This window comes from Nocardia anocheti (assembly GCF_029675105.1).
In the GTDB taxonomy this organism is placed as follows: Bacteria; Actinomycetota; Actinomycetes; order Mycobacteriales; family Mycobacteriaceae; genus Nocardia.
Map to the genome: position 1 here is coordinate 261,258 of NZ_JAQQFV010000006.1, position 24,325 is coordinate 285,582.

Here is a 24,325-nt window from a genome sequence, read left to right on the forward strand (position 1 = left end):
GCGCTCCCTTCCGGTCGGGTCCGTCCATCGGACCGCATCCGGGCTCCCGTGAGGTCCCCCCGCCGGGTGGCCGGGCGGGTGAGATGTGCGAAATGCCGGTGGCGGCAGCGGTTTTCCGTCGTAGTCTGGGGTGATGCCGGAGGTGCCAGCGACCCCGTTGCGGCTCGTGCTCGTCGACGATCACGAGATGGTCCTGCACGGACTCGACGCGATGCTCGGCCACTTCCCCGAGCAGGTGCGCATCGTCGGACAGGCCACCACCGAACCCGCCGCGCTGCGCACCGTCGCCGAACAGCAACCCGACATCGTGCTGTGCGACGTGCGCCTGGGCAAGGCCAGCGGCCTGGACCTGTGCAGGCGGATCACCACGCAGTATCCGGGGACGAAGGTCGTGCTGCTCACCGTCTACGACGACGAGCACTACCTCTACCAGGCGCTGCGCGTCGGCGCGGCGGGCTACATCCTCAAGCGCGTCGACGGGCGCGAACTCGTCGCCCAGCTGGTGCGGGCCAGCGAGGGGGAGACCGTGGTGGACGCGGCGTTGGCGGGCCGGGTCGCGCTGGCCGCCGCCCGGCTCGACGCGGGCCAGTTCTGGTCCGGCGCCCACCTCGGACTGACCCAGCGGGAGTCCGAAGTACTCGGCCTGCTGGTGTCGGGACATTCCAATCGGGCGGTGGCGGGCAAGCTGGTGGTCAGCGAGGACACCGTGAAGACCCACCTGCGCGGCCTGTATCGCAAACTCGGGGTCTCCGACCGCAGCGGCGCGATCGCGGTGGCCCTGCGGGAGGGCCTGTTCCGGTGAACGCCGACGCGGCGGTGCCGACGGCGGCCGACCTCGCCGACACCTTCGCCGCCGACGGCGCCCTGCTCTACGCCGTCGACGGACCGGACCTCACGATCATCGACCTCTGGCCCCCGCACCCCTCGGCGGGCGCGCTGAGACTCCAGGTCGGCTTCGGGGTGACGGGGCTGGTCGCCCGCACCCGCACCCCGGTGCTGATCGAGGCCGACTCACCCCGCAACCTGTTGCACCGCAAGCTCCTGCGCCTGGAACCGGAACAGACCATCGCCCGGATGTGTCTGCCGCTCCCGGGGCTGGCCGAGGAGGTGGTGGGGGTCCTCGCCCTGCACCGCGACCCCGCCGACCCGTTCGGCCCCGACGATCTCGCCCGCGCGCGACCGTGCGCGGCGGTGCTGGGCCTGTGGTTGCACGCGCGGCGGCTCTGGCGCACCGTGAACCGGCAGCGCACCGAACGCGACCGGCTGGTCGAACAGGCCATCTCCGCCCAGGAGGCCGAGCGACGCCGCATCGCCTTCGACCTGCACGACGGCGTCACCACCACCCTGGCGTCGATGTCGTTCCATCTGTCCGCCGCCGATCTCACCGTCACCGAACTCGCCGCGCACCTGCCCGACAGCGCGGTCCCCGCCCTGCGCCGCGCCCGCGCCGAACTGGTGAGCGCCCGTGAGCTGGCCGATGTCGCCTATCACCAGACCAGGGCCGCCATCTCGGGCCTGCACAGCCTGGTCCTCGACGACCTCGGTCTGGTCGCCGCCATCGAATCCCTGGTCCGCACGGCGAGCAAGGACACCGCCACCCCACCCATCGAGTTCCTTGTCGACCCGGCCGCCACCGGCGCCGCCCTCGCCGACCACGCGGCCGCCGCCCTCTACCGGATCGCGCAGGAAGCCCTGGCCAACGCGGTCGAGCACGCGCGGGCCCGCCGGATCGTGCTGTCGCTGCGTCGCGTCGGCGACTCGGTGGTGTTCGGCTGCTCCGACGACGGCGTCGGCTTCGACCCCGCCGCGCGCCGGGCCGCCAGGGCGCACGGCGACCAGCACTTCGGACTGAGTTCGATCGCCGAGCGCTGCGCCCTCATCGAGGCGTCGCTGCGGGTGGAATCGCTGGCGGGCCGGGGCACGACCGTGCTGGTGGAACTGCCGGTGTCAGCCGGTGGCCTCGGCGGCGGTGCGGCAGTTGTCGAGCAGGACCAGCTGGGCCGCGCCGACCTCGGCCGGATCCCCCGCCCAGGTGCGCAACGCGGCACTGACCAGCGCGCGACCGAAGGAGAAGGTCACCGGCCAACGCCGATCGGGCCGCGCGTCGAGGGCGGCGAGATACTCGCAGACCCGGCCGGTGGGATGCCCACCGGACAGGAACGCGATGCCGGGAACGGCGGCGGGGACGGTGTCGAGTAGCACCGCGCAGGTGCGGGCCGCGACCTCGGCGGCGGGCGCGGGATCGGTGTCCAGGCCGGGGGTGACGAAGTTCGGTTTGAGCACCAGCCCGGCCGGGTCGACTCCGGCTTCGGCGAGTTCGGCGAACAGCGCGCCCACCGCCAGCCGGGTCGCCCGTTCGGCGTCGGCGAGCTCGTGGTCGCCCACGCACAGCACTTCCGGCTCCACGATCGGGACGATGCCGTGCTGCTGACACAGCGCCGCGTAGCGGGCCAGCGCGTGCCCGTTGGCCCGGGCCGAGGCGGGCGTGACGGTGTCGACGGTGAAGACCGCCCGCCATTTGGCGAAGGCCGCGCCGCGGGCGGCGTAGGAGGCGAGCCGCGCGCCGAGACCGTCGAGTCCCTCGGTGATCAGGGCACCGCCCTGGCCGGGCAGGGGCGTGGTGCCCGTGTCGACCTTGACGCCCGGCAGGATGCCGAGTGCGTGCGCGGCCTCGGGGAAGGGGCGCCCGTCGGCGAGGTCGTGGCCGAAGGTCTCGTCACACAGGATGATTCCGCTGATCCACCGGGCCAGCCCGTCGGCGGTCAGCAGCAGTTCGCGGTAGTCGCGCCGGGCCAGCGCGCTCGCGGGCACGCCCGCCTGTTCGAGTCGGGTGGACATGGTCCCGATCGACTCGTCGGCGGCGAGGATGCCGCGGCCCGCGCCGGTCAGCTGCTGGGCGATCTCGGCGAGGGCCGTGGTGGCGGGAATGGTCGTCATGCTGATCAGGGTGGCGGGTGGGGGTGGGCGCCGTCCTCACCCGCGCGGGCGATCCCGGGTGTGAGATGCCGCGTTGACAGCGACGGCGCCCGTCGACCAGCCTGGGGCCAGGTGCCCAGGAGAAACGAGGCGGTCATGACCACGATCGAGGACCCGCAGGACGACCTGTCGGTCACCCCACCCAAGACGTGGGCGGCCGGAGTGCCCGGCGTCGTGCACGCCCTGGACTATTCCCTCGCGCAGACCTCGCCCGCGCGCACCGCCCTGACCCTGCTCGCCATCAACCAGACCGAGGGCTTCGACTGCCCCGGCTGCGCCTGGCCCGAGCCGAAACACCGGCACAAGAACGAATACTGCGAGAACGGCGCCAAGCACATCGCCGACGAGGCCACCACCCGACGCGTCACCCGCGAGTTCTTCGCCACCCATCCCGTCGCCGACCTCGACACCAAGTCCGACTACTGGCTCAACCAGCAGGGCAGGCTGACCGAGCCGATGGTGAAACGCCCCGGCGCCACCCACTACGAGCCGCTCGGGTGGGACGACGCGCTCGACCTCGTCGCCACCGAACTGCGCGGTCTCGACTCGCCCGACCAGGCGCTGTTCTACACCTCCGGCCGCGTCGGCAACGAGGCCGCGTTCCTGCTGCAACTGTTCGCCCGTGCCTACGGCACCAACAACCTGCCCGACTGTTCGAACATGTGCCACGAGTCCAGCGGATCGGCGCTGACCGAGACGCTCGGCGTCGGCAAGGGCACCGTCTCGCTGGAGGACATCTACCAGGCCGACCTGATCTTCGTCGTCGGCCAGAACCCCGGCACCAACCATCCGCGCATGCTCACCGCCCTCGAGCAGACCAAGCGCAACGGCGGCACGATCGTCGCGGTCAACCCGCTGCCCGAGGCCGGACTGCTGCGTTTCAAGAACCCGCAGGCGCCGCGCGGGGTGATCGGGCGCGGCACCGCCATCGCCGACCAGTTCCTGCAGATCAAACCGGGCGGCGATCTCGCGCTGTTCCAGATGCTCAACCGCCTGCTGCTCGAGGCCGAGGACGCGGCGCCCGGCACCGTCCTCGACCACGCCTTCATCGACGCGCACACCAGCGGTTTCGCCGAGTTCGCCACCCACGCCCGGACCATCGACTGGGACGACGCCCTGCGCGCGACCGGACTGCGCCGCGAGGAGATCGAGCGGGTGCACCAGCGGGTGCTGGCCAGCGAGAAGGTCATCGTGTGCTGGGCGATGGGACTCACCCAGCACAAGCACGGCGTGCCCACCATCCGCGAGATCGTCGACTTCCTGCTGCTGCGTGGCAATCTCGGCCGCCCCGGCGCGGGCGTGTGCCCGGTGCGCGGTCACAGCAATGTGCAGGGCGACCGCACCATGGGCATCTGGGAACGGATGCCGCGGTGGTTCCTCGACGCGCTCGGCACCGAGTTCGACTTCACCCCGCCCTCGGCGCACGGCCTGGACTCGGTCGGCGCCATCCGCGCCATGCGCGACGGCGCCGCGCGGGTGTTCGTCGGTGTCGCGGGCAATTTCGCGCGGGCCACGCCCGACAGCGCGGTCACCGAGGCGGCGCTGCGCCGGTGCTCGCTCACCGTGCAGATCTCCACCAAACTCAACCGCTCGCACACCGTCTGCGGCGAGACCGCGCTGATCCTGCCGACATTGGGCCGCAGCGATCGCGACATCCAGGCCACCGGCGAACAGTTCGTCACCGCCGAGGACTCGATGAGCGAAGTGCACGCCTCGCGCGGCCGTCTCGACCCGGCCGCGCCGGGCCTGCTCAGCGAGGTCGCGATCATCGCCGGACTGGCCCGGCGCACCCTCGGGCCGGGCGGCACCATCCCGTGGGAGGACTTCGTCGCCGACTACGGCACCATCCGCGACCGCATCGCGCGCGTGGTGCCCGGCTTCGCCGACTTCAACGCGCGCGTGGCCCGGCCGGGCGGGCTGCGGCTGATCAATCCGGTCAACGAGGGCGTCTACCGCACCGCCACCGGCAAGGCCCGGTTCACACGCAACGACTTCACCGAACTCGCCGTGCCGCGGGGCTATCTGCTGTTGCAGTCGCTGCGCTCGCACGACCAGTGGAACACCATCCCCTACGCCGCCGACGACCGCTACCGGGGTATCCACCACGCGCGCCGAGTGGTCCTGGTCAATCCCGAGGACCTGGCCGAACGCGGCCTCGCCGACGGCGCCACCGTCGACATCGTGAGCGTCTGGCACGACGGCACCGAGCGGCGCGCCGAGGGGTTCGTCGCCGTCGGCTACCCGGCCAGCCGGGGTTCGGCGGCCGCCTACTACCCGGAGACCAACGTGCTGGTGCCCCTCGACAGCGTCGCCGACATCAGCAATACGCCCACCTCCAAGGGCATCGTCGTCCGATTGGAACCCGCCTAGCTAGACTCGCCTCATGTCCGTGCGCACCCGTCAGCCACTCGTTCCCGGCACCCAGTCGCCGATCCGGGACGTCCCGCGTTCCATCGAGCGCCCCGAATACGTGTGGAAGAAGACCGCCAACGAGGGCAGCGAACCCTGGGTGCAGACGGCCGAGACCATCGAGAAGATGCGCATCGCGGGCAAGATCGCCGCCCAGGCGCTCGACGAGGCGGGCAAGGCGGTGGCGCCCGGCGTCACCACCGACGAACTGGACCGCATCGCCCACGAGTACATGTGCGACCACGGCGCCTACCCCTCCACCCTCGGCTACAAAGGCTTCCCCAAGTCCTGCTGCACCTCGCTCAACGAGGTCATCTGCCACGGCATCCCCGACTCGACGGTGATCCAGGACGGCGACATCGTCAATATCGACGTCACCGCCTACATCCACGGCGTGCACGGCGACACCAACCGCACCTTCCTGGCCGGTGACGTCGACGAGGAGGTGCGCCTGCTGGTCGAGCGCACCGAGGAGGCCACCAACCGGGCGATCAAGGCGGTCAAGCCGGGCCGCGCGCTCAATGTGATCGGCCGGGTCATCGAGGCCTACGCCAACCGCTTCGGCTACGGCGTGGTCCGCGACTTCACCGGCCACGGTGTGGGCCCCACCTTCCACAGCGGCCTGGTGATCCTGCACTACGACCAGCCCGACATCGAGTCGGTCATCGAGCCGGGCATGACCTTCACCATCGAGCCGATGATCAACCTCGGCGGCATCGCCTACGACATCTGGGACGACGGCTGGACCGTGGTCACCAAGGACCGCAAGTGGACGGCCCAGTTCGAGCACACCCTGGTTGTCACCGAGACGGGCGCGGAAGTCCTGACCCTGCCGTGAATCGGCGCAGTCCGAGGCTCACGCCTTCGGGTCGTCACCGAGACGGGCGCGGAAATCCTCACCCTGCCGTGACCTCGGCGCTGCGCGGGGCGTTGCTGATCGCGGGGACCACCTCCGACGCGGGCAAAAGCGTGGTCGTGGCCGGGATCTGTCGGATGCTGGCGCGCCGCGGCGTGCGGGTGGCGCCGTTCAAGGCGCAGAACATGTCCAACAATTCCGTCGTCACCCTCGACGGCGGGGAGATCGGCCGGGCGCAGGCGTTGCAGGCGCGGGCGTGCGGGCTCGAGCCGAGTGTGCGGTTCAATCCGGTGCTGCTCAAACCCGGCAGTGATCGGCGTTCGCAACTGGTGGTGCGGGGCAAGGCGATCGGAACCGTCGGCGCGCGGGACTATTTCACCCGGCGGCAGCAGTTGCGCGAGGTGGTCGCCGACGAACTCGCTTCGTTGCGGGCGGAATTCGAGGTGGTGATCTGTGAGGGCGCCGGGTCACCCGCCGAGATCAACCTGCGGGCAACGGATCTGGCCAATATGGGACTCGCGCGGGCGGCGGATCTGCCCGTTCTCGTGGTCGGTGACATCGATCGCGGGGGAGTGCTCGCGCACCTGTTCGGGACGGTCGCGGTGCTGGAACCCGAAGACCAGCGGCTCATCTCCGGTTTCATCGTCAACAAGTTCCGGGGCGACGTGGCGTTGTTGCGCCCCGGCCTCGACCAGCTCGCCGCCCGCACCGGCCGCCCGATCCTGGGCGTACTGCCCTTCGCCGAAGACCTCTGGCTCGACGCCGAGGACTCCCTCGGCACCGTCGCGGGCACCCCCGTCGGCCGTCCGGGCCCGCCGCACGGCAGCGAATGGCTCACCGTCGCCGCCGTCCGCCTGCCCCGCATCTCCAACTCCACCGATATCGAGGCCCTCGCCTGCGAACCCGGCGTCGCCGTCCGCTGGGCCGACGGGCCGGACCAGCTCGCCACCGCCGACCTGGTCGTCGTGCCCGGTTCCAAGGCCACCGTCTCGGACCTGGAGTGGTTGCGCGCCAAGGGGATCGACGGTGTCCTGCGCGCCCGCGCCGCCGCCGGACGGCCCGTTCTGGGTATCTGTGGCGGCTACCAGATGCTCGGGCGACGCATCGTCGACGGCGTCGAGTACGCCGCTCCGGGCGGCACCGGGACGGACGCGGGCCGTACCTCCCAGTCGTCCGATGAGCCGTACCGTGACGGCGGCACCGCGCGGCCGTGGGTCGCGGACGGCCTCGGTCTGCTCGATCTCGATATCGAGTTCGCCGACCCCAAGATCGCCCGCCAGGTCACCGGAAACGCGGGCGAGTTCCCCGTCCACGGCTACGAGATCCACCACGGACGCGTGCGCCACACCGGCGACCCCGCCTGGCTCACCATCGACGGCGCTCCCGAAGGCAGTGTGCGCGAGGCCCTCTGGGGCACCCACGTCCACGGCCTGCTCGAATCCGACGAGTTCCGCCGCCACTGGCTCACCGAGGTCGCCGCCCGCGCGGGCCGCACCGGCTTCACCGTCGCCCCCGACACCTCCGTCGCCGCCACCCGCACCGCCCAACTCGACCTCCTCGCCGACCTCATCGAAACCCACCTCGACCTCCCCGCCCTCGACACCCTGATCACCCGAGGCGCACCCACGGACCTACCTGTCGTCCGCTCCGGCCTCGAGGAAATCCGCTAGCCACCACACCGTCCACTCGGGCCTGGAATGCCTCGGTCGTTCGTTGGATCGCCAGCGGTCCGGCCCCGGTGACCACCCAGGCCGCACCCGCGCCGCAGTGGGTGACGCCCACGATCGCGCCGACCCCCGCCCCCGTCACCACCGAGGGACGCCGACGCCGACCGGATGCGGTCCTGACGTGTCGGACCCGGCACGGCGCCGCGCGATGTGCGGCCCGTCTCTGCTCACAGCGGGTCGCGCGGGGCTGTGACAGGTCTGTCAATTCGGGGGTGCCGGGTTGGGAAACCGCAGGACACGGGCAGAAACAGACCGGCCGGGCGGAGCGGAACGAGCTGCCGTGTTCAGCGTGGCCGTGTACCGTACACCGGCATGAAATCTCGGCAGATCACGGTCGGTGACCAGGCATGGACAGTGCGGGTCGACGGCCCGTCCTCGCGGCACAACGTGCTGTTGCTCCCCGACGCGGACGACCCTGCCGACGTGTTCGACCAGGTGTGCGCGCGGCTGCACGAATCCGACCTGCAGACCGTCGTCGTGGAGTCGGTGACCGGCCTCGACCCGGCCGCCGTGCACGCCATCCTCGACGCGCTCGAACTGCCGTACGTGAACGTGGCGGGCCGCGGTGCCGGTGCCGCGCTGGCCTGGCGGGTGTGCGCGGGACGCTTCGGCCGGTTCATGAGCCTGGTCGTCGCCGACCACGGACACCCGGCGGTGGCCGACGCCGACGGCGCCGTGCCCGACGCCGCCTGTCCGCCGCTGGAGCTCCCGGTCACCATGCTGGTGACCAAGAGCCTGCCGCGCGCCACCGCCGACGCCTCCGGCCGCTTCGTCTACGGCGAGTTCCGGGTGGTCCCGCTCGAGGTCGACAATGTCGCGACCGAAGGCGCCCACGAGCTGGCCACCGAGATCGTCCTGCGCACCAGCCTCTGGTAGCGGGTCAGGACTTGCGGTAGGCGGCCAGCCAGTCGAGCCAGCTGTCGGTTTCGGCGAAGGCGTTGGCGCGCACCGCTTCCGAGGAGAGGAACACGTCGTGGCGGGCGCCGTCGATCGGGACGATCGTGGTGCGCTCGCCCAGGCAGCCCGCCCAGCGCTGGATCTGCTTGACGTCGAGCACCGCGTCGGCCACGTCCACGGCCGGGCTGTGCGCGCGGGCGAACTTGCTGATGCGCGAGCGCAGGATCAGCGCGGGCACGCCGATCGCCAGCCCCTGGTGCAGCCGGGCCTGCCCGCGCCGGATGGCCCGCAACCAGCCCAGCCGCACGGGCTCGCCCGCCAGCGGCTTCCAGTCGAGGTCGTAGCTCCACTCCCCGGCGCGGGTGTGGTGCAGGCTCTCGCCGTAGGCCGTGCTCACGCCCATCCCGGGCAGTGCCGCGAAGCCACGCACCCGGCCGACGGCATTGATGATCGGCGTGCCGACGGTGCGGTAGTAGGCCGGGCCCTGCAGATCGAACCACGGGCTGTTGAGCACCACGCCCACCACACCCGCCGCCGCGGACCCGCCCGCGGCCTCGAGCCGGTCCAGCCACAGCGGCGCGACCAGTCCACCGGTCGAGTGCGCCACGATCAGCACGTCACGGCCGGTCTCTGCGCGCGCGATGCGCAGCGCCTCGTTCAGTTCGGCGTCGTAGAGCGACAGATCGCTCACGAAGTGCGCGCTCTGCCCGGCCCGCCGGGAGCGCCCGCACTTGCGCAGGTCGAGGGCATAGAAGCGGTGGCCGCGCGCCGCGAAGTGTTCGGCCACGTGCTCCTGGAAGAAGTAGTCGGTGAAGCCGTGCAGGTAGAGCACCGTCGGCTCGGACGCGGGGGCGGGGTTCGCGGGCAGATAGCGCACGAGCGTGGCCACCACCTCGCCCTCCCCGTCGGGATCAGGTCCCAGGGGCAGCGTCCGCTGCTGATAGTCGGTGCCGAGCACGTCGGCCAGCCACTGCTCGTCGGTCCGATCGGCGGTGCCGAGGGTTTCGTTCGTCACACCGCTCAATCTATCGCGCGGTCATCGCGACGTGCAGTGTTGGTTTACGTCACATTCGGGAGGTCGGTTGCGGAACTCCGGACGGCTGAGGTGCACAATTGGCCATAGGTGAACGACGGGTAACCTACTCCCGGCGACTCACCGCGAGTCGCGTCACCCAACCGAAGCGCCCGCGCCCAAGCCGACTCACCCGCCGGTGGGTAGCTGAGAAGGACAAGGAAGTCGAAGTACCCGTGTCGAACGCTGCGAAGACTGAAAAGACCGATGTAGTTCTCATCGGCGCAGGCATCATGAGTGCCACGCTGGGCGCGCTGCTGCGGCAGCTGCAGCCCGAGTGGTCGATCTCGGTGTTCGAGCGGCTCGACGCCGCCTCCGCGGAGAGCAGCGATCCGTGGAACAACGCCGGTACCGGTCACTCGGCGCTGTGCGAGCTCAACTACAGCCCGCAGAACGCCGACGGCTCGGTCGACATCGGCAAGGCCGTCGACATCAACGAGCGCTTCCAGGTCTCGCGCCAGTTCTGGGCCTCCGGCGTCGACGCCGGTTTCCTCGGTGACCCGTCCGGGTTCATCAACCCCATCCCGCACGTCAGCTTCGTGCACGGCGCCGACAACGTCGACTACCTGCGCAAGCGCTACGAGGCGCTGGCCCCGCACCCGCTGTTCCGCGGCATGAAGTACATCGACACCCCCGACGAGTTCGCCGCGCGCCTGCCGCTGATGGCCAAGGGTCGCGACTTCGCCGACCCGATCGCGCTGAACTGGACCGACGGCGGCACCGATATCGACTTCGGCGCGCTCACCAAGCAGCTGCTCGCCTACATCGGTTACTCCGGCGGCGAGATCGCCTTCGGCACCGAGGTCCGCAACCTCGACAAGCAGTCCGACGGCTCCTGGAACGTCACCGTGCGCAACCTGCGCACCTACAAGTCGCGCGTGGTCAACGCGAAGTTCGTCTTCGTCGGCGCGGGCGGTGGCGCCCTGCCGCTGCTGCAGAAGGCGGGCATCAAGGAGGCCAAGGGCTTCGGCGGCTTCCCGATCAGCGGCCAGTTCCTGCGCTCGACCAACCCCGAGCTGATCGCCGCGCACGAGGCCAAGGTCTACGGCAAGGCCGCCGTCGGCGCGCCGCCCATGTCGGTGCCGCACCTGGACACCCGCGTGATCAACGGTCAGAAGGGCCTGCTGTTCGGCCCGTACGCCGGGTGGACCCCCAAGTTCCTCAAGGACGGCTCCAACGCCGACCTGTTCAAGTCGATCAAGCCGAACAACATCGGCTCGCTGATCGGCGTCGGCCTCACCGAGATGGGCCTGACCAAGTACCTGATCACCGAGCTGCTCAAGTCGCAGAACGGCAAGGTCGGCGTGCTCGAGGAGTTCCTGCCGCGCGCCGAGGGCCGCGACTGGGAGCTGATCACCGCCGGTCAGCGCGTGCAGGTCATCCGCAAGAAGGGTGCGGGCGGTGTGCTCGAGTTCGGCACCGCGGTCATCTCCGCTCAGGACGGCACCATCGCCGGTCTGCTCGGTGCCTCGCCGGGCGCCTCGACCTGTGTCACCGCGATGCTCGACGTCATGCAGCGCTGCTTCCCGCGCGAGTACGCCGACTGGACCCCGCAGCTGAAGCAGCTGATCCCGTCGCTGGGGCAGAAGCTGTCGGAGAACCAGTCCCTGTTCCAGGAAGTCTGGGACTGGACCAACAAGTCGCTGAAGCTGGACGGCGATGTCGCGACCGCGCAGCCGGAGACCGCCCGCTTCGCCCAGGTGTGAGCCGTGGCGTCGACGGTCACGCTGCGCCACCGCTGGGCGGCCGACCTCGACGCCACCACCCTTTACGAGCTGCTGCGCCTGCGCGTGCTGGTGTTCGTCGTCGAGCAGTCCTGCGCCTACCCCGAGCTGGACGGACGTGACCTGCTCGCGTCCACCCGCCATTTCTGGCTGACGGACGACGACGCGATCATCGGCACCCTGCGCCTGCTCGAGGAGCCGACCGGCTATCGCGTCGGCCGGGTGTGCCTGGCCCCGTCCGCCCGCGGACTCGGCCACACCTCCCGGCTGATGCGGGCCGCGCTCGCCGAAACCGGCACGGCGACAGTGGTTCTGGACGCCCAATCGCATCTGGTCGACATGTACACCCGGTACGGGTTCGCCGTCGACGGCCCGGAATTCCTCGACGACGGCATCCCGCACACGCCGATGCGTCGGGGCTGATCGACCACGAGCCCCGGTGGTCGTGGGTGATGAACGGGCTGTGGGGGCGTGGTTCGCGTGTCCGCGCGGGAGCGATGCTCCGGTGGGTGTGGACGCCCGGAAGCCGCGCGCGGAAGCGGCGGGCCTAGAGTTGGGGTGTGCCTGGTTTCGCTGATGTCGCCGCTGGTCCGCACGCCGCCGCTCGAACGGTGGGTGAGGCGGGCTTCCCCTTCTCCGCGGTCGTGGGGCAGGAACAGCTGCAGCTCGCGTTGATCTTGTCGGCGGTGCACCCCGGCATCGGCGGTGTGCTGGTGCGCGGCGAGAAGGGCACCGCCAAGTCGACGGTGGTGCGCGCGCTGGCCCAGCTGCTGCCGCCCGTGGTCGACGAGACCGGGGCCAGGCCCGCGCGGCTGGTGGAGCTGCCGGTCGGCGCCACCGAGGACCGCGTGGTCGGCTCCCTGGACCTCGAGCGCGTCCTGCGCGACGGCGAACAGGCGTTCCGGCCCGGCCTGCTGGCCGCGGCCCACCACGGCGTGCTCTACGTCGACGAGGTGAACCTGCTGCACGACCACCTGGTCGACGTGCTGCTCGACGCGGCTGCCATGGGTCGGGTGCACGTGGAGCGCGACGGCGTCTCGCATTCGCATCCCGCGCGGTTCGTCCTGGTCGGCACCATGAACCCCGAAGAAGGTGAGCTGCGTCCCCAGCTGCTGGACCGCTTCGGCCTGACCGTCGACGTGGCCGCCTCCCGCGAGGTCGACACCCGCATGGCCGTGGTGCGCCGCCGTCTGGACTACGAGGCCGACCCGGCCGGGTTCGCCGCCCGTTACCTCGACGCCGATCGGGTGGTCGCCGAACGCATTCTGACCGCCCGCGACCGGCTGCCCGAGGTGGGGCTGGACAACAGCGAACTGCGCCGGATCGCGGCGCTGTGCGCGTCGTTCGACGTGGACGGTATGCGCGCCGATCTGGTCGTCGCCCGCACCGCCACCGCGCACGCCGCGTGGCAGGGCCGCGACCGGGTCACCGAGGCCGATGTCCGCGTGGCCGCCCAGCTGGCGCTGCCGCATCGGCGCCGCCGCGATCCGTTCGACGAGCCGGGGATCAGCGACGAACAGCTCGACGAGGCGATGCAGGCGGCGGCTGACGAGGTCGAACACGCCGCCACCGCCGAAGGATTCGACGAGAACGCGCTCGAGGACGCCGATCCGCAGCAGGACGGAACCGGTCCTGACGGCGAGCAGTCCGGTGAGGCCCAGGGCGACGGGCCGGACGGTTCGCAGCCGGACGGGCAGAGCCGTAACAGCGCGGCCGACGCGACTCGGCGGCCCGAAGACGGCGGACCGGCCGGTCACAGTGCCGACGACCACGGCCCCCAGGGTGGCCCGGACGACCATTTCGACGACGGCGACCCGACCGACCCTGACGACGGCGGCCCCGACGACGACGGCCCGCAGGGCGGCGGTCCCGGCGGCGGGCCGCGCGGCTCCCGGCCCGCCGCCGAAGGCACCTCGGGCACACCGGGTTCCGTGAACAAGGCCGTCCCGCGCTGGGAGGTCCCCGGTATCGGCGAGGGTGCCCCAGGCCGACGCTCGCGCGCGCAGACCCGCACCGGCCGGATGGTCCGTCCCAGCACCGACACGTCGACCGGTCTGCACCTGCTGGGCACCGTCTTCGCCGCCGCCCCACGGCAATTCGAGCGCGGCCGGTTCAGTGGTCCGCTGGCCCTGGCCGCCGAGGACCTGCGCGGCGCGTATCGCGAAGGGCGCGAAGGGAACCTGGTCGTCTTCGTGGTCGACGCGTCCGGGTCGATGGCCGCGCGCGACCGGCTCACCGCCGTCACCGGTGCCATCGTCACCCTGCTGCGTGATGCCTACCAGCGTCGCGACAAGGTCGCCGTGATCAGCGTGCGCGGCAGCGAGGCCGAACTCGTGCTGCCGCCCACCTCCTCGGTCGACATCGCGGTGCGCCGCCTGGCCGGACTGCGCACCGGCGGCAAGACCCCCCTCGCGGCCGGGCTGCTGAAGGCGCGCGAGGTGATCGCCCGCGAGCACGTCCGCGACCCGCGCCGCCGCCCGATGCTGGTGCTGCTCACCGACGGCCGCGCCACCGGCGGCACCGACCCGCTGCCCCGCGCCCGCGCCGCCGCCCGCCTGCTGGCCGGGGAGGGCCACACCGCCATGGTCATCGACTGCGAACGCGGCATGATCCGGCTCGGCCTGGCCGCCGAACTGTCCCGCGACCTGCGCGCCCGCTACCTGCGCCTGGACGAACTCACGGGCGAGACCGTCGCCGAGGTCGTCCGGGGTTCGGCGCGCGGAACCCAGTCTCGCGCGGCCTGACCGGGACCGGACCGCGAGGGGCGCCGGTGGTGCCCTGATAGAAAGAACGGCGACCGGCCCGGCCGGGTGGCCGCGAGCAGTGCGCCGAGAAGAGGAGTTCCCTGTGCCCAAAGGTGTTCCGGAGGTCGTCCCCGAGGACGGGCTGACCACCCGGCAGCGACGCAATCAGCCGGTGCTGGCGGTGCACACGGGGCCGGGCAAGGGCAAGTCCACCGCCGCCTTCGGGATGGCGCTGCGGGCCTGGAACCAGGGCTTCGACGTGGCCGTGTTCCAGTTCGTCAAGAGCGCCAAGTGGAAGGTCGGCGAGGAAGCCGCCTTCCGCACCCTCGGCACCCTGCACGAGCAGACCGGTGCGGGTGGCGCGGTCGAATGGCACAAGATGGGCGAGGGCTGGTCCTGGACCCGCAAGCACGGCACCGAGGAAGACCATGCCGCCGCCGCGCTGTCGGGCTGGCAGGAGATCGCCCGCCGCATCGCCGCCGAACAGCACCGCTTCTACGTCCTGGACGAATTCACCTACCCGCTCAAGTGGGGCTGGGTCGATGTCGACGAGGTGGTCGAGACCCTGACCAACCGCCCCGGCAACCAGCACGTGGTGATCACCGGCCGCGACGCCCCCCAGGCCCTCATCGACGCCGCCGACCTGGTCACCGAGATGACCAAGGTCAAGCACCCCATGGACGCGGGCCGCAAGGGTCAGCGCGGCATCGAATGGTGACTGCCGCCGCGGCGAGCGCACCGGCGGTGGTGATCGCCGCCCCGGCCTCCGGCAGCGGCAAGACCACCCTGGCCACCGGCCTGATCGGCGCGCTGCGGCGGGCAGGTCATCGGGTGGCGCCGTTCAAGGTCGGCCCCGACTACATCGACCCCGGCTACCACGGGCTCGCCGCGGGGCGCCCCGGCCGCAATCTCGACCCGGTGCTGGTGGGGGAGGACCGTGTGGTGCCGCTGTACCGACACGGCGCCCACGGCTGCGATATCGCCGTGGTCGAGGGCGTGATGGGCCTGTTCGACGGCCGTATCGACGAGCAGCGGGTCGAGGCCGTGGCCGAGGGGTCCACCGCGCAGGTGGCCGGTCTGCTCGGGGCCCCGGTGGCGCTGGTGGTCGACGCGCGCGGTCATTCACAGAGCCTGGCCGCGCTCCTGCACGGGTTCGCCACCTTCGACGCCTCCGTGCGGCTGGGCGGGGTGATCCTCAACCGGGTCGGCAGCGAACGGCACGAACAGGTCCTGCGGGCGGCCTGTGACCGCGTCGGCATCCCCGTTCTCGGTGCTCTGCCCCGCATGGCCGAACTTGAGGTGCCGTCGCGTCACCTCGGTCTCATTCCCGCCGTCGAACACGGTCGGGCCGCGGTCGACGCCGTCGAGGCCATGACCGAACTCGTCGCCGCCCACGTCGACCTGCACGCTGTCGTCGCCCTCGCCGGTGGCTCCGTCGACGGACCGGTCTGGGACCCGGCGGCGGAACTGGCAGCGCTCGACGCGCACCCGATCCCCACGCCGCCGCCCGTCGCGGAAGGACCCGCGCTCACCGACCCCGCGAAGCCGCTGGCGGTCGTGGCGGGCGCCCCGGCGGTCGACGAGCTCCTGTTCCCGTCGACCTCCACCATGGAGGCCCCCGTCTTCCACGAGGCGCCCAAGCCGCTGGTCGTGGTGCCCGGACATCATGCCGACGACGGCAAGGCGAAGCCGGTGATCGCCATGGCCGGTGGTCCCGCGTTCACCTTCGGCTACGCCGAGCACCGCGAACTACTGCTGGCCGCGGGCGCCGAGGTCGCCGTCTTCGATCCCTTGCACGACGAACTCCCCTCGGGCACCGCGGGGTTGGTGCTTCCCGGCGGTTTTCCCGAGGAACACGCTGGCGCCCTCTCCGCCAACGAGCGACTGCGCGCCCAGATCGCCGACGCCGCCGTCCGCGACCTGCCCATCCACGCCGAATGCGCGGGTCTGCTCTACTTGACCACCTCCCTCGACGGCCACCCCATGGCCGGAGTCCTCGACGCCACCGCCGAATTCGGCCCCCGCCTCACCCTCGGCTACCGCGACGCGGTCGCCCTGCACGACTCCGCCCTCTGGCGCGCGGGCACCCGGGTGCGCGGCCACGAATTCCACCGCACCCGCCTGGTCCGCACCGGCCCCGAACCCGCCGCCTGGGGGTGGCGTGCCCCCGGCTCGACGTCCGAAGGCGCCGTCGTACGTCAGGTCCACGCCTCCTACCTGCACACCCACCCGGCCGGAAACCCCGACGCCATCGCCCGATTCGTCGACGCCGCCCGGCGATTCGGCCGGAACTGACCGCGCCGTGGACCGGCGGGAACGGGCGGAACAGCGCGTAGTGGTCGGCCTCGGGCTGCGACCTGGCACCGAGTCGACCCGAATCCTTCGTGCGATCGACTCGGTGGCCGCTGTCGCCCGAATCGTCGGGCTGGCCACCCTCGACCGGCGCGCGGACGACACCGGAATCCGCGCCGCCGCCGACACCCTGACCGTTCCGCTGGTGACCTTCACCCCGGCCCAGCTGGCCGAGGTCGCGGTACGACATCGATCGGCGCGGACCGCGCGCGCGATCGGCGCCGACAGCGTGGCCGAGGCGGCGGCGCTGCTCGCCGGTGGCGGTGAACTCGTCCGGGAGAGAACGGTTGTCGACGGCATCGTCGTCGCCGTGGCGACCGCCCACGAGGACCGGAATTAATTCGATGGGCAGGATCGGTGCCGCCCGGTACCGTTCTGTTCAGCAGTCGACACGGCGGACCGGATTCGATCGGTTACCGATTCAGACGGGGATGTCGCAGGTTCGAATCCTGCCCGCCATCGCGAGGTGGCGGTAGCTCAGTCCGGTAGAGCGCCTTCCGGTCGGAACACACACGTCCGCCGTGCCACTGCCCCGGTAGACGAGCAGGACGGACCGGATTCGGCCGGTTATCTGGTGAAGACCTTCGGGTCGAGCGGGTTCGACTCTCGCGGCGGAAAGCGATTTCCGTTCTCGGCCGAACACACACGTCCGTCCGCTCGCTACCGCACGCATGTCCCGGTGGGTCCCGGGGCCGAGACTCACTACGCCGGTCGACGTATCGGAGGGGGAACCATGAACATTCTGTCGCGCATCTCTCGTCGCGCCACGCCGCAGACCGCACCCGCCGACCGCGGACAGGTCCTCGGCGACGCGGGCGGTTTCGTCTTCGAGATCACCCCGGAGGCGCGCGTGCGCCGGTTTTTGACGCTCGGCACGGAATCCGGGACGTACTACGTCTCCGCCGCCGCGCTGACCGCCGACAACGCCGAATTCATCCTCGACTACGCGCGCGAGCACGCCACCATCTTGGTGCGCGAGGTCGTCGAGATCTCGACCTCCGGCCGCGCGCCGCGGGCGAACCCGGCCCTGTTCGCGCTGGCCGCCGCCGCCTCGGTGGGCGACCTCGACGGACGCCGCGCCGCCCTGGCCGCCCTGCCGCTGGTCGCGCGCACCGGTACTCACCTGTTCCTGTTCGCCGGATACGCCGAGCAGTTCCGTGGCTGGGGTCGCGGCTTGCGGCGCGCGGTCGCGAACTGGTATCTCGACAAGCCGGTCGACGCCCTGGCCTTCCAGGTGGTCAAGTACCGGCAGCGGGAAGGCTGGTCGCACCGCGACCTGCTGCGGCTGGCGCACCCGGTGACCACCGAGGACGCGCGGCGCCGCCTGTTCGACTGGGTCTGCGGCCGGACCCCGGACCTGGACGGGCTCGCGCTCGTCGAAGGGTTCCAGCGTGCCCAGAACGCGCCGGTCGAGCAGGTACCCGAGTTGGTCCGCGCCTACCGGCTGAGCTGGGAGATGCTGCCGAACGCCGCGCTGAGCTCGGCGCCGGTGTGGGAGGCGTTGCTGGACAACGGACTTCCGCAGACGGCATTGCTGCGGCAGCTACCGCGCCTGACCCGGCTGGGTCTGCTCGACCCGCTCGGGCCGCGCACGGCGGAGATCTGCGCGCAGCTGACCGACCCGGACCGGCTGCGCAAGGCTCGCGTGCACCCGGTCGCGGTGCTGATCGCCCAGCGCACCTACGCCAGCGGCCGTTCGGCGCGTGGCGCGGGCACCTGGACGTCCTCGGCCCCGGTCGTGGACGCGCTCGACGCCGCGTTCTACGCCGCCTTCGACACGGTCGAACCGACCGGCCTGCGACACCTGCTCGCGCTGGACGTCTCCGGCTCGATGACCATGCCGATCTCGGGGCTGCCGCTCAGCGCGCGGGAGGCCTCGGCCGCGCTCGCGCTGGTCACCGCCCGCACCGAGCCGCGGCACCAGATCGTCGGGTTCACCTCGGCGGGCAAGGGCTGGCAGGGCGCCAAGGGGCTCACCCCGCTGGCGATCTCGCCGCGGCAGCGCCTCGACGACGCCGTGGCGACGGTCTCGGGCCTGCCGTTCGGCGGCACCGACTGCTCGCTGCCCATCCTGCACGCGCTGGACAAGGGCATCGAGGTGGACGTGTTCTCGATCTACACCGACAACGAGACGTGGGCGGGCTCGGAGCACCCGCATCAGGCGCTGGCCCGCTATCGCCGTGCGGTGAACCCGCGGGCCAAGCTGGTGGTGGTCGGGATGACGGCGACGAAGTTCAGCATCGCCGACCCGGACGACGCGGGCATGCTCGACGTCGCCGGATTCGACGCCGCCGTGCCGTCGCTGCTGGCCGACTTCGCCACGGCCGCCTAGCGATCCGGCCCGACGGTCGGGAAATCGGAGCCGCCGCGACCTCGTTGTCGCGGCGGCGCCTTTCCTCTCACACGAGAGGTACCCGGTCGTCAGGGGGCGACCGAGGACCAATCGGCGAAACCGGTGGGGTCGTGGCGGCCCATCGAGGCGTGCTCGAACAGGCCCCAGCCTTCGGCGTCGCCGCAGCGGGCGTAGCCGATGTGGTCGATCACGCCGTAGGGGGTACGGCCGATGATCGCGGGGTCGGTGAGGTCGTAGGAGCTCGACAGCGACCACTTCTCGCCCATCCAGCGGCCGTGCGTCCAGTCGGGGTCGGCGCCGTAGCCGCAGCCGACGTGCAGGGCGATGCCGGGACGCGATTCGATCTCCACCTCGAGCGGCTTGCCGTCGGGGGTGGTGAGATCCAGGCGTACGGACTTCGGGTGGCGGGTGCCGGATTCGTAGCTCCAGTGCATGCGCGGCCAGCCCAACTGTTCCTTGCGACCGTCGTTCCAGATGCGCACGGCGTTGTTGAGGGTGCGGGTGCCGTCGGGCTCCTCCTGCACGATCACCACGATCGAGAACTCGGCGAAGCGCAGCGGCGCGTACAGCCACCAGAACCCGCCCATCCCGTCGGCGGGACGGCCCGCCGGTTCGGGCTCACCCGAGGGACGGATGCCCCAGGAACGGTCCCGGCTGCCGGTCCAGACCGCCGGGTCGACGGTGTAGTCGCGCCCGTCGACGGCGAGAGTGCCCGCCCACGAACCCAACTGGGCGAAGCGCGACGCCTCGATGATCGGCCGGGTGCCCGACAGGATCAGGTGCGGCTGCTCCTGCACCGCGTCCTGCGCGCCGGTCCAGGTCAGATCGAAGTTCAGGTCCTCGTGCTCGCAGATCACCCGCAGCTGACGCAGCGGCTCGATGACCTCGATCCGGTAGCCACCCACGGCGGTGTTCAGGTCGCGCGAGGTGAGCGCGTCGGAGAAACGCACCGCGCGCTGGGTATCGCCCTGGCGTGCGGTGGCGAAGGCGTCGACCACACCCAGGTTCGGGTACACGCCGAACCCGGTGATGAGCATTGTGTCACCGGCCGGGTCGAAGGCGTTGAAGTAGTAGCGGTCGTAGAAGTTGCGGTCGCTGGTGGCCACCCGCGCCAGCGACAGCGGGGTCTGGTGGACCGGGTACTCGTCCAGGGGAACCGGCATGATCGCCATCGTCGAACTCCTCAGTCCCACTCGTAGGTGCCGTCGAGCAGCGCCTCGAGGCTCAGGCGGTGCATGACGTAGTCGTCGAGCTCGGCGGGCACGGTGTCCTCGCCGAAGTGGATCATCCGGCGCTTGATCCGGGCCATCACGATGGCGTGCCGCAGGGCCGCGTAGACGATGTGGAAATCGAGATCGCGGACGGTGTGGCCGGTCAGCTCCTCGTACTTCGCGACGACCGCGTCCTTGCGCAGGAAGTCCGGCAGGCCCGGCTGGTCGAAGCGGGTGGCGATGTCCTGGAAGAAGCGGTGGATGAAGATCACCCAGCCCAGATCCAGCTCGCGCGGGCCCAGGGTGGCCATCTCCCAGTCCAGCACCGCCGCGGGGGTGAAGCCGTCGAACAGGATGTTGCCGGGGCGCGCGTCACCCCAGTTCAGCACCTCGGGGCCGGTCTCGGCGGGCCAGTGCGCCTCGAGCCAGTCGAAGGCGCGCTCGATCAGTGGGATGCGCACGCCGTCGTCGGTCAGCGCCCACGCGTACCAGGCGCGCTGGGCCTCGAAGTGCCTGCGCAGGGCCGAACCCTCGCCGTCGAGCAGCGGGAAGCGCTCGGCGGGCTTGTCGATGGCGTGCACCTGGGCGATGGTCTCGACGGTGGCGTCGGCGATCAGCGCGCGCTCCTCGACCGTGGCGTCGAAGACCCAGCCGAAGAACACGTAGGGCGGATTGTCGGCGGCGACGCGGCCTTCGACCTTCTCCATCACGAAGAACGGGGTGCCGAAGACCGACTCGTCGAGTTCGAGCCAGCGCAGCGGCGGCACCGCGACCTCGGAGGCCTCGGCCACCCCCGACATCACCTGGTACTGCAGCGGCAGGTCGTAGGACTGGAACACCGGGAACGACCCGTCCTCGGGCGCCATCCGCGCGACGAAGGAGCCGCCGTCGGCCTCGCCACCGACGGTCCACGCGGCATCGAAGAGGATGGTGGTGCTCGACATCCCGCCGGTCGACGGCTTGCTCAGAGTGCTGACCGTCGGCGGCGCGTCCGCGCCGACCCTGCCGGACAGCCACTGCGACAACTGCTCGGCGAGCTGGTCGAGATCGCGCTCGGTGACCGTGAGCGATTGCTGCGCGGTGAGGTCCGGATCGTCGGACATATGTGAGATACCCCTGTCGGCGAGATGAAACGCGTTGCGATATCGGACTACCGGAAGACCGGCCGGAATGTAAGCCGGGCGTCGGTGAGTGGGATTCAGGGTTGACAAGGCGAAGATGGGGGATTTCCCTGAGGCGCCCCGCGGCGGCACCGATTAGCTTGGGTAACAATCGATCTCGACGGGGAGGTACCGGTTGACCACGGCGACCGCGCGGCACACGCACGACGATCTCACGGACCCACCGCCACCGGCGCCCACCTGGCATCCGGTCACGCTGATCGCGTTCCGTTTCATGGTGGCCTATCTCGGCCTGTTCTGCCTGTGGATGGCCCAGATCACCTTCGTCTTCGCCGGATGGCTGACCACCGTGCTGCCCCAGGAGGCCGTGCTGTGGCAGATCCGCGCGCTGGAACCGGTGAGCCGCTGGATCGGCGAGCACGTCTTCGGGGTCGACGCCCAGGTGGTGATGACCGGCAGCGGCGATATGGCCGCCGTCTGGATCCAGCTGGGCCTGGTCCTCGTCGCCGCGCTGGTGATCACGCTGGTCTGGTCGGTGCTGGACCGGCGCCGACGCGCCTATCCGCGCCTGGCGAGCTGGGCGCTGACCGGGCTGCGGCTGGCGGTCGGCGGGCAGATGCTGTTCTACGGTTTCGCCAAGCTGATCCCGACCCAGATGCCCGAACCCGCCCTGCTCACGCTCGTGACCCGGGTCGGTGACCTGAGCCCGATGGCCATGCTGTGGACCCAGGTCGGCTCCGCGCCCGCCTACGAGGTCGCGCTCGGCACCGCCGAGGTGCTGGCCGGGATCCTGCTGTTCTGGCCGCGCACCGCGACGCTGGGCGCCATGCTGTCGGTGATCAGCATGGCCCAGGTGTTCCTGCTGAACATGACCTTCGACGTGCCGGTGAAGATGCTGTCGGGGCATCTGCTGCTGATGAGCCTGGTGCTGCTCGCCCCGCAGGCGCGCAGGCTGGCGAATGTGCTGGTGCTGGAACGTGATTCGGCGCCGATGACCCAACCGGAGCTGTTCACCTCGCCGCGCGCGAACCGCTGGGCCACCGTGGCACAGCTCGCCGTGTGCCTGTGGATCACGATCGGGCTGGTGGTCGTCGGTATCGAGAGCTGGAACGAATACGGCGGCGGTGCGCCTAAACCCGAGCTGTACGGCATCTGGGAGGTCACCGAGTTCAGCGCGGACGGCCAGGCGCTGCCGCCGCTGACCACCGACCCCGTGCGCTGGCAGCGGCTCATCGTGGACAGCGGTGGTTCGGCGATCCAGCGCATGGACGGCGGCGTCGAGCCGGTGCTCACCGTCGTCGACCCGGCGACACACACCCTCACCGTGACACTGCCCACCGCGCAACCGGATTCGCCGCCCTACGCGGTGTTCACCGTGGACCGCCCGGCCCCCGACCAGCTGCTGCTGCGCGGTGAACTCGACGGCGCGCCGGGCTCGGCGGCGCTGACCCGCTTCGACCACGAGAGCCTGCCGCTGCGTGCCACCGGATTCCGCTGGGTGCAGAACGCGCCCTACGTCGGCGGCTGAGGCTGTCGGCGGTGATGCGGCGGGTGCGTTCGGCGCCACGCGCGCCAGGCTCTAGGCTCGGACACTGTGCCGAACACGTCTGACACCGCAGCGACCCAGCCCGCCGGGGACCCGAACTACCTGGTGGGGCTCGATCTGCGCGGGCGCAGAGTGGTCGTGGTCGGCGGCGGGACCGTCGCCCAGCGCAGGCTCGGCCTGCTGGTCGCCTCGGGCGCCGAGGTCCACGTGATCAGCCGCGCGGTCACCCCGGCGGTCGAGGGGATGGCCACGGCGGGTCAGCTCACGGTGGAGCTGCGCGCCTACGCCGACGGCGATCTGGACGGCGCCTGGTACGCGATGGCCTGCACCGACGAACCCGAGACCAATGCCGCCGTGGTCGCCGAGGCCACCGCCCGGCGGGTGTTCTGCGTGCGCGCCGACATCGCGCGCGACGGCACCGCCGTCACCCCGGCCACCGCCCGCTACGACGGCCTCACCCTCGGCGTGCTCGCCGGTGGTGCGCACCGGCGCTCGGCCGCGGTGCGCAACGGCCTGCTCGAGGCCCTGCAATCGGGTGTGGTGACCGACGATTCGGAACCGGTGACCCCGGGTGTCGCCCTGGTCGGCGGCGGACCCGGCGACCCCGACCTGATCACCGTGCGCGGCCGCAGGCTGCTGGCCCGCGCCGACCTGGTGGTCGCCGACCGGCTGGCCCCGCCGGAGCTGCTGGCCGAACTCGGCCCGCACGTCGAGGTGATCGACGCCGCCAAGATCCCCTACGGCCGGTCCATGGCGCAGGAGGCGATCAACCAGGCGCTGATCGACGGGGCGAAGGCGGGCAAGTTCGTCGTCCGGCTCAAGGGCGGCGACCCGTACGTCTTCGGCCGCGGCTACGAGGAACTGGAAGCCTGCGCCGAGGCGGGCATCCCGGTGACGGTGGTCCCCGGCATCACCAGCCCCATCTCGGTGCCCGGCGCCGCGGGCATCCCGGTGACCCATCGCGGGGTCACCCACGAGTTCGTCGTCGTCAGCGGGCACGTCGCCCCGGACCACCCGGACTCGCTGGTCGACTGGCCCGCGCTGGCCAAGCTGCGCGGCACTCTGGTGCTGATGATGGCGGTCGAGCGGATCGACAAGTTCGCCGCCGCCCTGCTCGACGGCGGTCGCCCGGCCGAGACCCCCGCCGCGATCATCCAGGAGGGCACCCTGCGCACCCAGCGCGTCGTGCGCGCCGACCTGGGCACCGTGGCCGCCGCGGTCAAGACCGAGGAGATCCGGCCGCCCGCGATCATCGTCATCGGCCCGACGGCGGGCTTCGGCCTCGACTAGCTTCCCGGGCCGCGCACCCTCGCGTTGCCGCCGCGCCAACTACACTG

Annotated in this window: 18 protein-coding genes and 1 pseudogene; 15 read left to right on the forward strand and 4 right to left on the reverse strand. The window is 71.4% G+C overall.

The genetic code is table 11. The annotated features are described in order from the left end of the window. Positions 1 to 133 precede the first annotated feature (133 nt). Both QC180_RS17915 and QC180_RS17920 read left to right on the forward strand, forming a co-directional pair. Positions 134 to 802: a response regulator gene (locus QC180_RS17915; RefSeq protein ID WP_278263899.1), complete on the forward strand. Its 669-nt coding sequence runs from the start codon at positions 134 to 136 to the stop codon at positions 800 to 802. Between the two features lie 272 nt (positions 803 to 1,074). Further along, positions 1,075 to 1,935, forward strand: a pseudogene (locus QC180_RS17920) (sensor histidine kinase); the annotation flags it as partial. A gap of 12 nt (positions 1,936 to 1,947) precedes the next feature. On the opposite strand, the gene QC180_RS17925 reads toward QC180_RS17920, so the two are convergent. Continuing rightward, positions 1,948 to 2,937 carry a class I fructose-bisphosphate aldolase gene (locus QC180_RS17925; protein ID WP_278263900.1) on the reverse strand — a complete coding sequence of 330 codons (990 nt, stop codon included), beginning with the start codon at positions 2,935 to 2,937 and terminating at the stop codon, positions 1,948 to 1,950. 135 nt (positions 2,938 to 3,072) lie between these two features. Here QC180_RS17925 and QC180_RS17930 point away from each other — a divergent pair, with 135 nt between their 5' ends. The 4 genes from QC180_RS17930 to QC180_RS17945 all read left to right on the forward strand — a co-directional run bounded on the left by QC180_RS17930 (position 3,073) and on the right by QC180_RS17945 (position 8,844). Continuing rightward, positions 3,073 to 5,346: an FdhF/YdeP family oxidoreductase gene (locus QC180_RS17930; RefSeq protein ID WP_278263901.1), complete on the forward strand. Its 2,274-nt coding sequence runs from the start codon at positions 3,073 to 3,075 to the stop codon at positions 5,344 to 5,346. Positions 5,347 to 5,359: 13 nt separating this feature from the next. Continuing rightward, complete coding sequence (gene map / locus QC180_RS17935; RefSeq protein WP_278263902.1) at positions 5,360 to 6,223, forward strand: type I methionyl aminopeptidase; 864 nt, start codon at positions 5,360 to 5,362, stop codon at positions 6,221 to 6,223. Between the two features lie 68 nt (positions 6,224 to 6,291). Beyond that, positions 6,292 to 7,911, forward strand: a complete 1,620-nt coding sequence (locus QC180_RS17940; RefSeq protein WP_278263903.1) for a cobyric acid synthase — start codon at positions 6,292 to 6,294, stop codon at positions 7,909 to 7,911. 369 nt (positions 7,912 to 8,280) lie between these two features. Continuing rightward, on the forward strand, positions 8,281 to 8,844 hold the full coding sequence (locus QC180_RS17945; RefSeq protein WP_278263904.1) for an alpha/beta hydrolase: 564 nt from the start codon (positions 8,281 to 8,283) through the stop codon (positions 8,842 to 8,844). A 4-nt stretch (positions 8,845 to 8,848) separates the two neighbouring features. On the opposite strand, the gene QC180_RS17950 is transcribed toward QC180_RS17945, so the two are convergent. Further along, positions 8,849 to 9,880: an alpha/beta hydrolase gene (locus QC180_RS17950; RefSeq protein WP_278263905.1), complete on the reverse strand. Its 1,032-nt coding sequence runs from the start codon at positions 9,878 to 9,880 to the stop codon at positions 8,849 to 8,851. Positions 9,881 to 10,113: 233 nt separating this feature from the next. On the opposite strand from QC180_RS17950, the gene mqo reads away from it, so the two are divergent. The 7 genes from mqo (at position 10,114) to QC180_RS17985 (ending at position 19,089) form a co-directional block, all read left to right on the forward strand. Next, complete coding sequence (mqo, locus tag QC180_RS17955; RefSeq protein WP_278263906.1) at positions 10,114 to 11,643, forward strand: malate dehydrogenase (quinone); 1,530 nt, start codon at positions 10,114 to 10,116, stop codon at positions 11,641 to 11,643. A gap of 3 nt (positions 11,644 to 11,646) precedes the next feature. Further along, positions 11,647 to 12,084 (forward strand): GNAT family N-acetyltransferase, encoded by a 438-nt coding sequence (locus tag QC180_RS17960; RefSeq protein WP_278263907.1) that lies wholly within the window; start codon positions 11,647 to 11,649, stop codon positions 12,082 to 12,084. 188 nt (positions 12,085 to 12,272) lie between these two features. Then, positions 12,273 to 14,405: a magnesium chelatase subunit D family protein gene (locus QC180_RS17965; RefSeq protein WP_278264088.1), complete on the forward strand. Its 2,133-nt coding sequence runs from the start codon at positions 12,273 to 12,275 to the stop codon at positions 14,403 to 14,405. 103 nt (positions 14,406 to 14,508) lie between these two features. After that, positions 14,509 to 15,123, forward strand: a complete 615-nt coding sequence (gene cobO, locus QC180_RS17970) for a cob(I)yrinic acid a,c-diamide adenosyltransferase (protein ID WP_278263908.1) — start codon at positions 14,509 to 14,511, stop codon at positions 15,121 to 15,123. Continuing rightward, complete coding sequence (locus tag QC180_RS17975; protein WP_278263909.1) at positions 15,117 to 16,700, forward strand: cobyrinic acid a,c-diamide synthase CobB; 1,584 nt, start codon at positions 15,117 to 15,119, stop codon at positions 16,698 to 16,700. Before cobO ends, QC180_RS17975 begins: the two co-directional genes overlap by 7 nt. Before the next feature lie 40 nt (positions 16,701 to 16,740). Next, positions 16,741 to 17,097, forward strand: a complete 357-nt coding sequence (locus tag QC180_RS17980; protein WP_278264089.1) for a cobalamin biosynthesis protein — start codon at positions 16,741 to 16,743, stop codon at positions 17,095 to 17,097. A gap of 393 nt (positions 17,098 to 17,490) precedes the next feature. Continuing rightward, positions 17,491 to 19,089: a TROVE domain-containing protein gene (locus QC180_RS17985; protein WP_278263910.1), complete on the forward strand. Its 1,599-nt coding sequence runs from the start codon at positions 17,491 to 17,493 to the stop codon at positions 19,087 to 19,089. Positions 19,090 to 19,178: 89 nt separating this feature from the next. Here QC180_RS17985 and QC180_RS17990 read toward each other — a convergent pair whose 3' ends face one another. Then, positions 19,179 to 20,273, reverse strand: coding sequence for an Rv3169 family protein (locus QC180_RS17990; RefSeq protein WP_278263911.1), 1,095 nt, complete (start codon positions 20,271 to 20,273; stop codon positions 19,179 to 19,181). A 20-nt stretch (positions 20,274 to 20,293) separates the two neighbouring features. After that, positions 20,294 to 21,424 (reverse strand): phosphotransferase family protein, encoded by a 1,131-nt coding sequence (locus tag QC180_RS17995; protein WP_278263912.1) that lies wholly within the window; start codon positions 21,422 to 21,424, stop codon positions 20,294 to 20,296. Between the two features lie 193 nt (positions 21,425 to 21,617). Between QC180_RS17995 and QC180_RS18000 the strand changes: the two genes are divergently transcribed. Both QC180_RS18000 and cobA read left to right on the forward strand, forming a co-directional pair. Next, complete coding sequence (locus QC180_RS18000) at positions 21,618 to 22,970, forward strand: DoxX family protein (protein WP_278263913.1); 1,353 nt, start codon at positions 21,618 to 21,620, stop codon at positions 22,968 to 22,970. A gap of 66 nt (positions 22,971 to 23,036) precedes the next feature. Further along, positions 23,037 to 24,278, forward strand: coding sequence for a uroporphyrinogen-III C-methyltransferase (gene cobA / locus QC180_RS18005; RefSeq protein ID WP_278263914.1), 1,242 nt, complete (start codon positions 23,037 to 23,039; stop codon positions 24,276 to 24,278). Positions 24,279 to 24,325: the final 47 nt, after the last annotated feature.

What these genes read in the sequence shown, in the direction of transcription:
- QC180_RS17915 (WP_278263899.1), top strand. Translation starts at nt 134, where the DNA reads ATGCCGGAGGTGCCAGCGACCCCGTTGCGGCTCGTGCTCGTCGACGAT.
- QC180_RS17925 (WP_278263900.1), bottom strand. Translation starts at nt 2,937, where the DNA reads ATGACGACCATTCCCGCCACCACGGCCCTCGCCGAGATCGCCCAGCAG.
- QC180_RS17930 (WP_278263901.1), top strand. Translation starts at nt 3,073, where the DNA reads ATGACCACGATCGAGGACCCGCAGGACGACCTGTCGGTCACCCCACCC.
- map (WP_278263902.1), top strand. Translation starts at nt 5,360, where the DNA reads ATGTCCGTGCGCACCCGTCAGCCACTCGTTCCCGGCACCCAGTCGCCG.
- QC180_RS17945 (WP_278263904.1), top strand. Translation starts at nt 8,281, where the DNA reads ATGAAATCTCGGCAGATCACGGTCGGTGACCAGGCATGGACAGTGCGG.
- QC180_RS17975 (WP_278263909.1), top strand. Translation starts at nt 15,117, where the DNA reads ATGGTGACTGCCGCCGCGGCGAGCGCACCGGCGGTGGTGATCGCCGCC.
- QC180_RS17985 (WP_278263910.1), top strand. Translation starts at nt 17,491, where the DNA reads ATGAACATTCTGTCGCGCATCTCTCGTCGCGCCACGCCGCAGACCGCA.
- QC180_RS17990 (WP_278263911.1), bottom strand. Translation starts at nt 20,273, where the DNA reads ATGCCGGTTCCCCTGGACGAGTACCCGGTCCACCAGACCCCGCTGTCG.
- QC180_RS17995 (WP_278263912.1), bottom strand. Translation starts at nt 21,424, where the DNA reads ATGTCCGACGATCCGGACCTCACCGCGCAGCAATCGCTCACGGTCACC.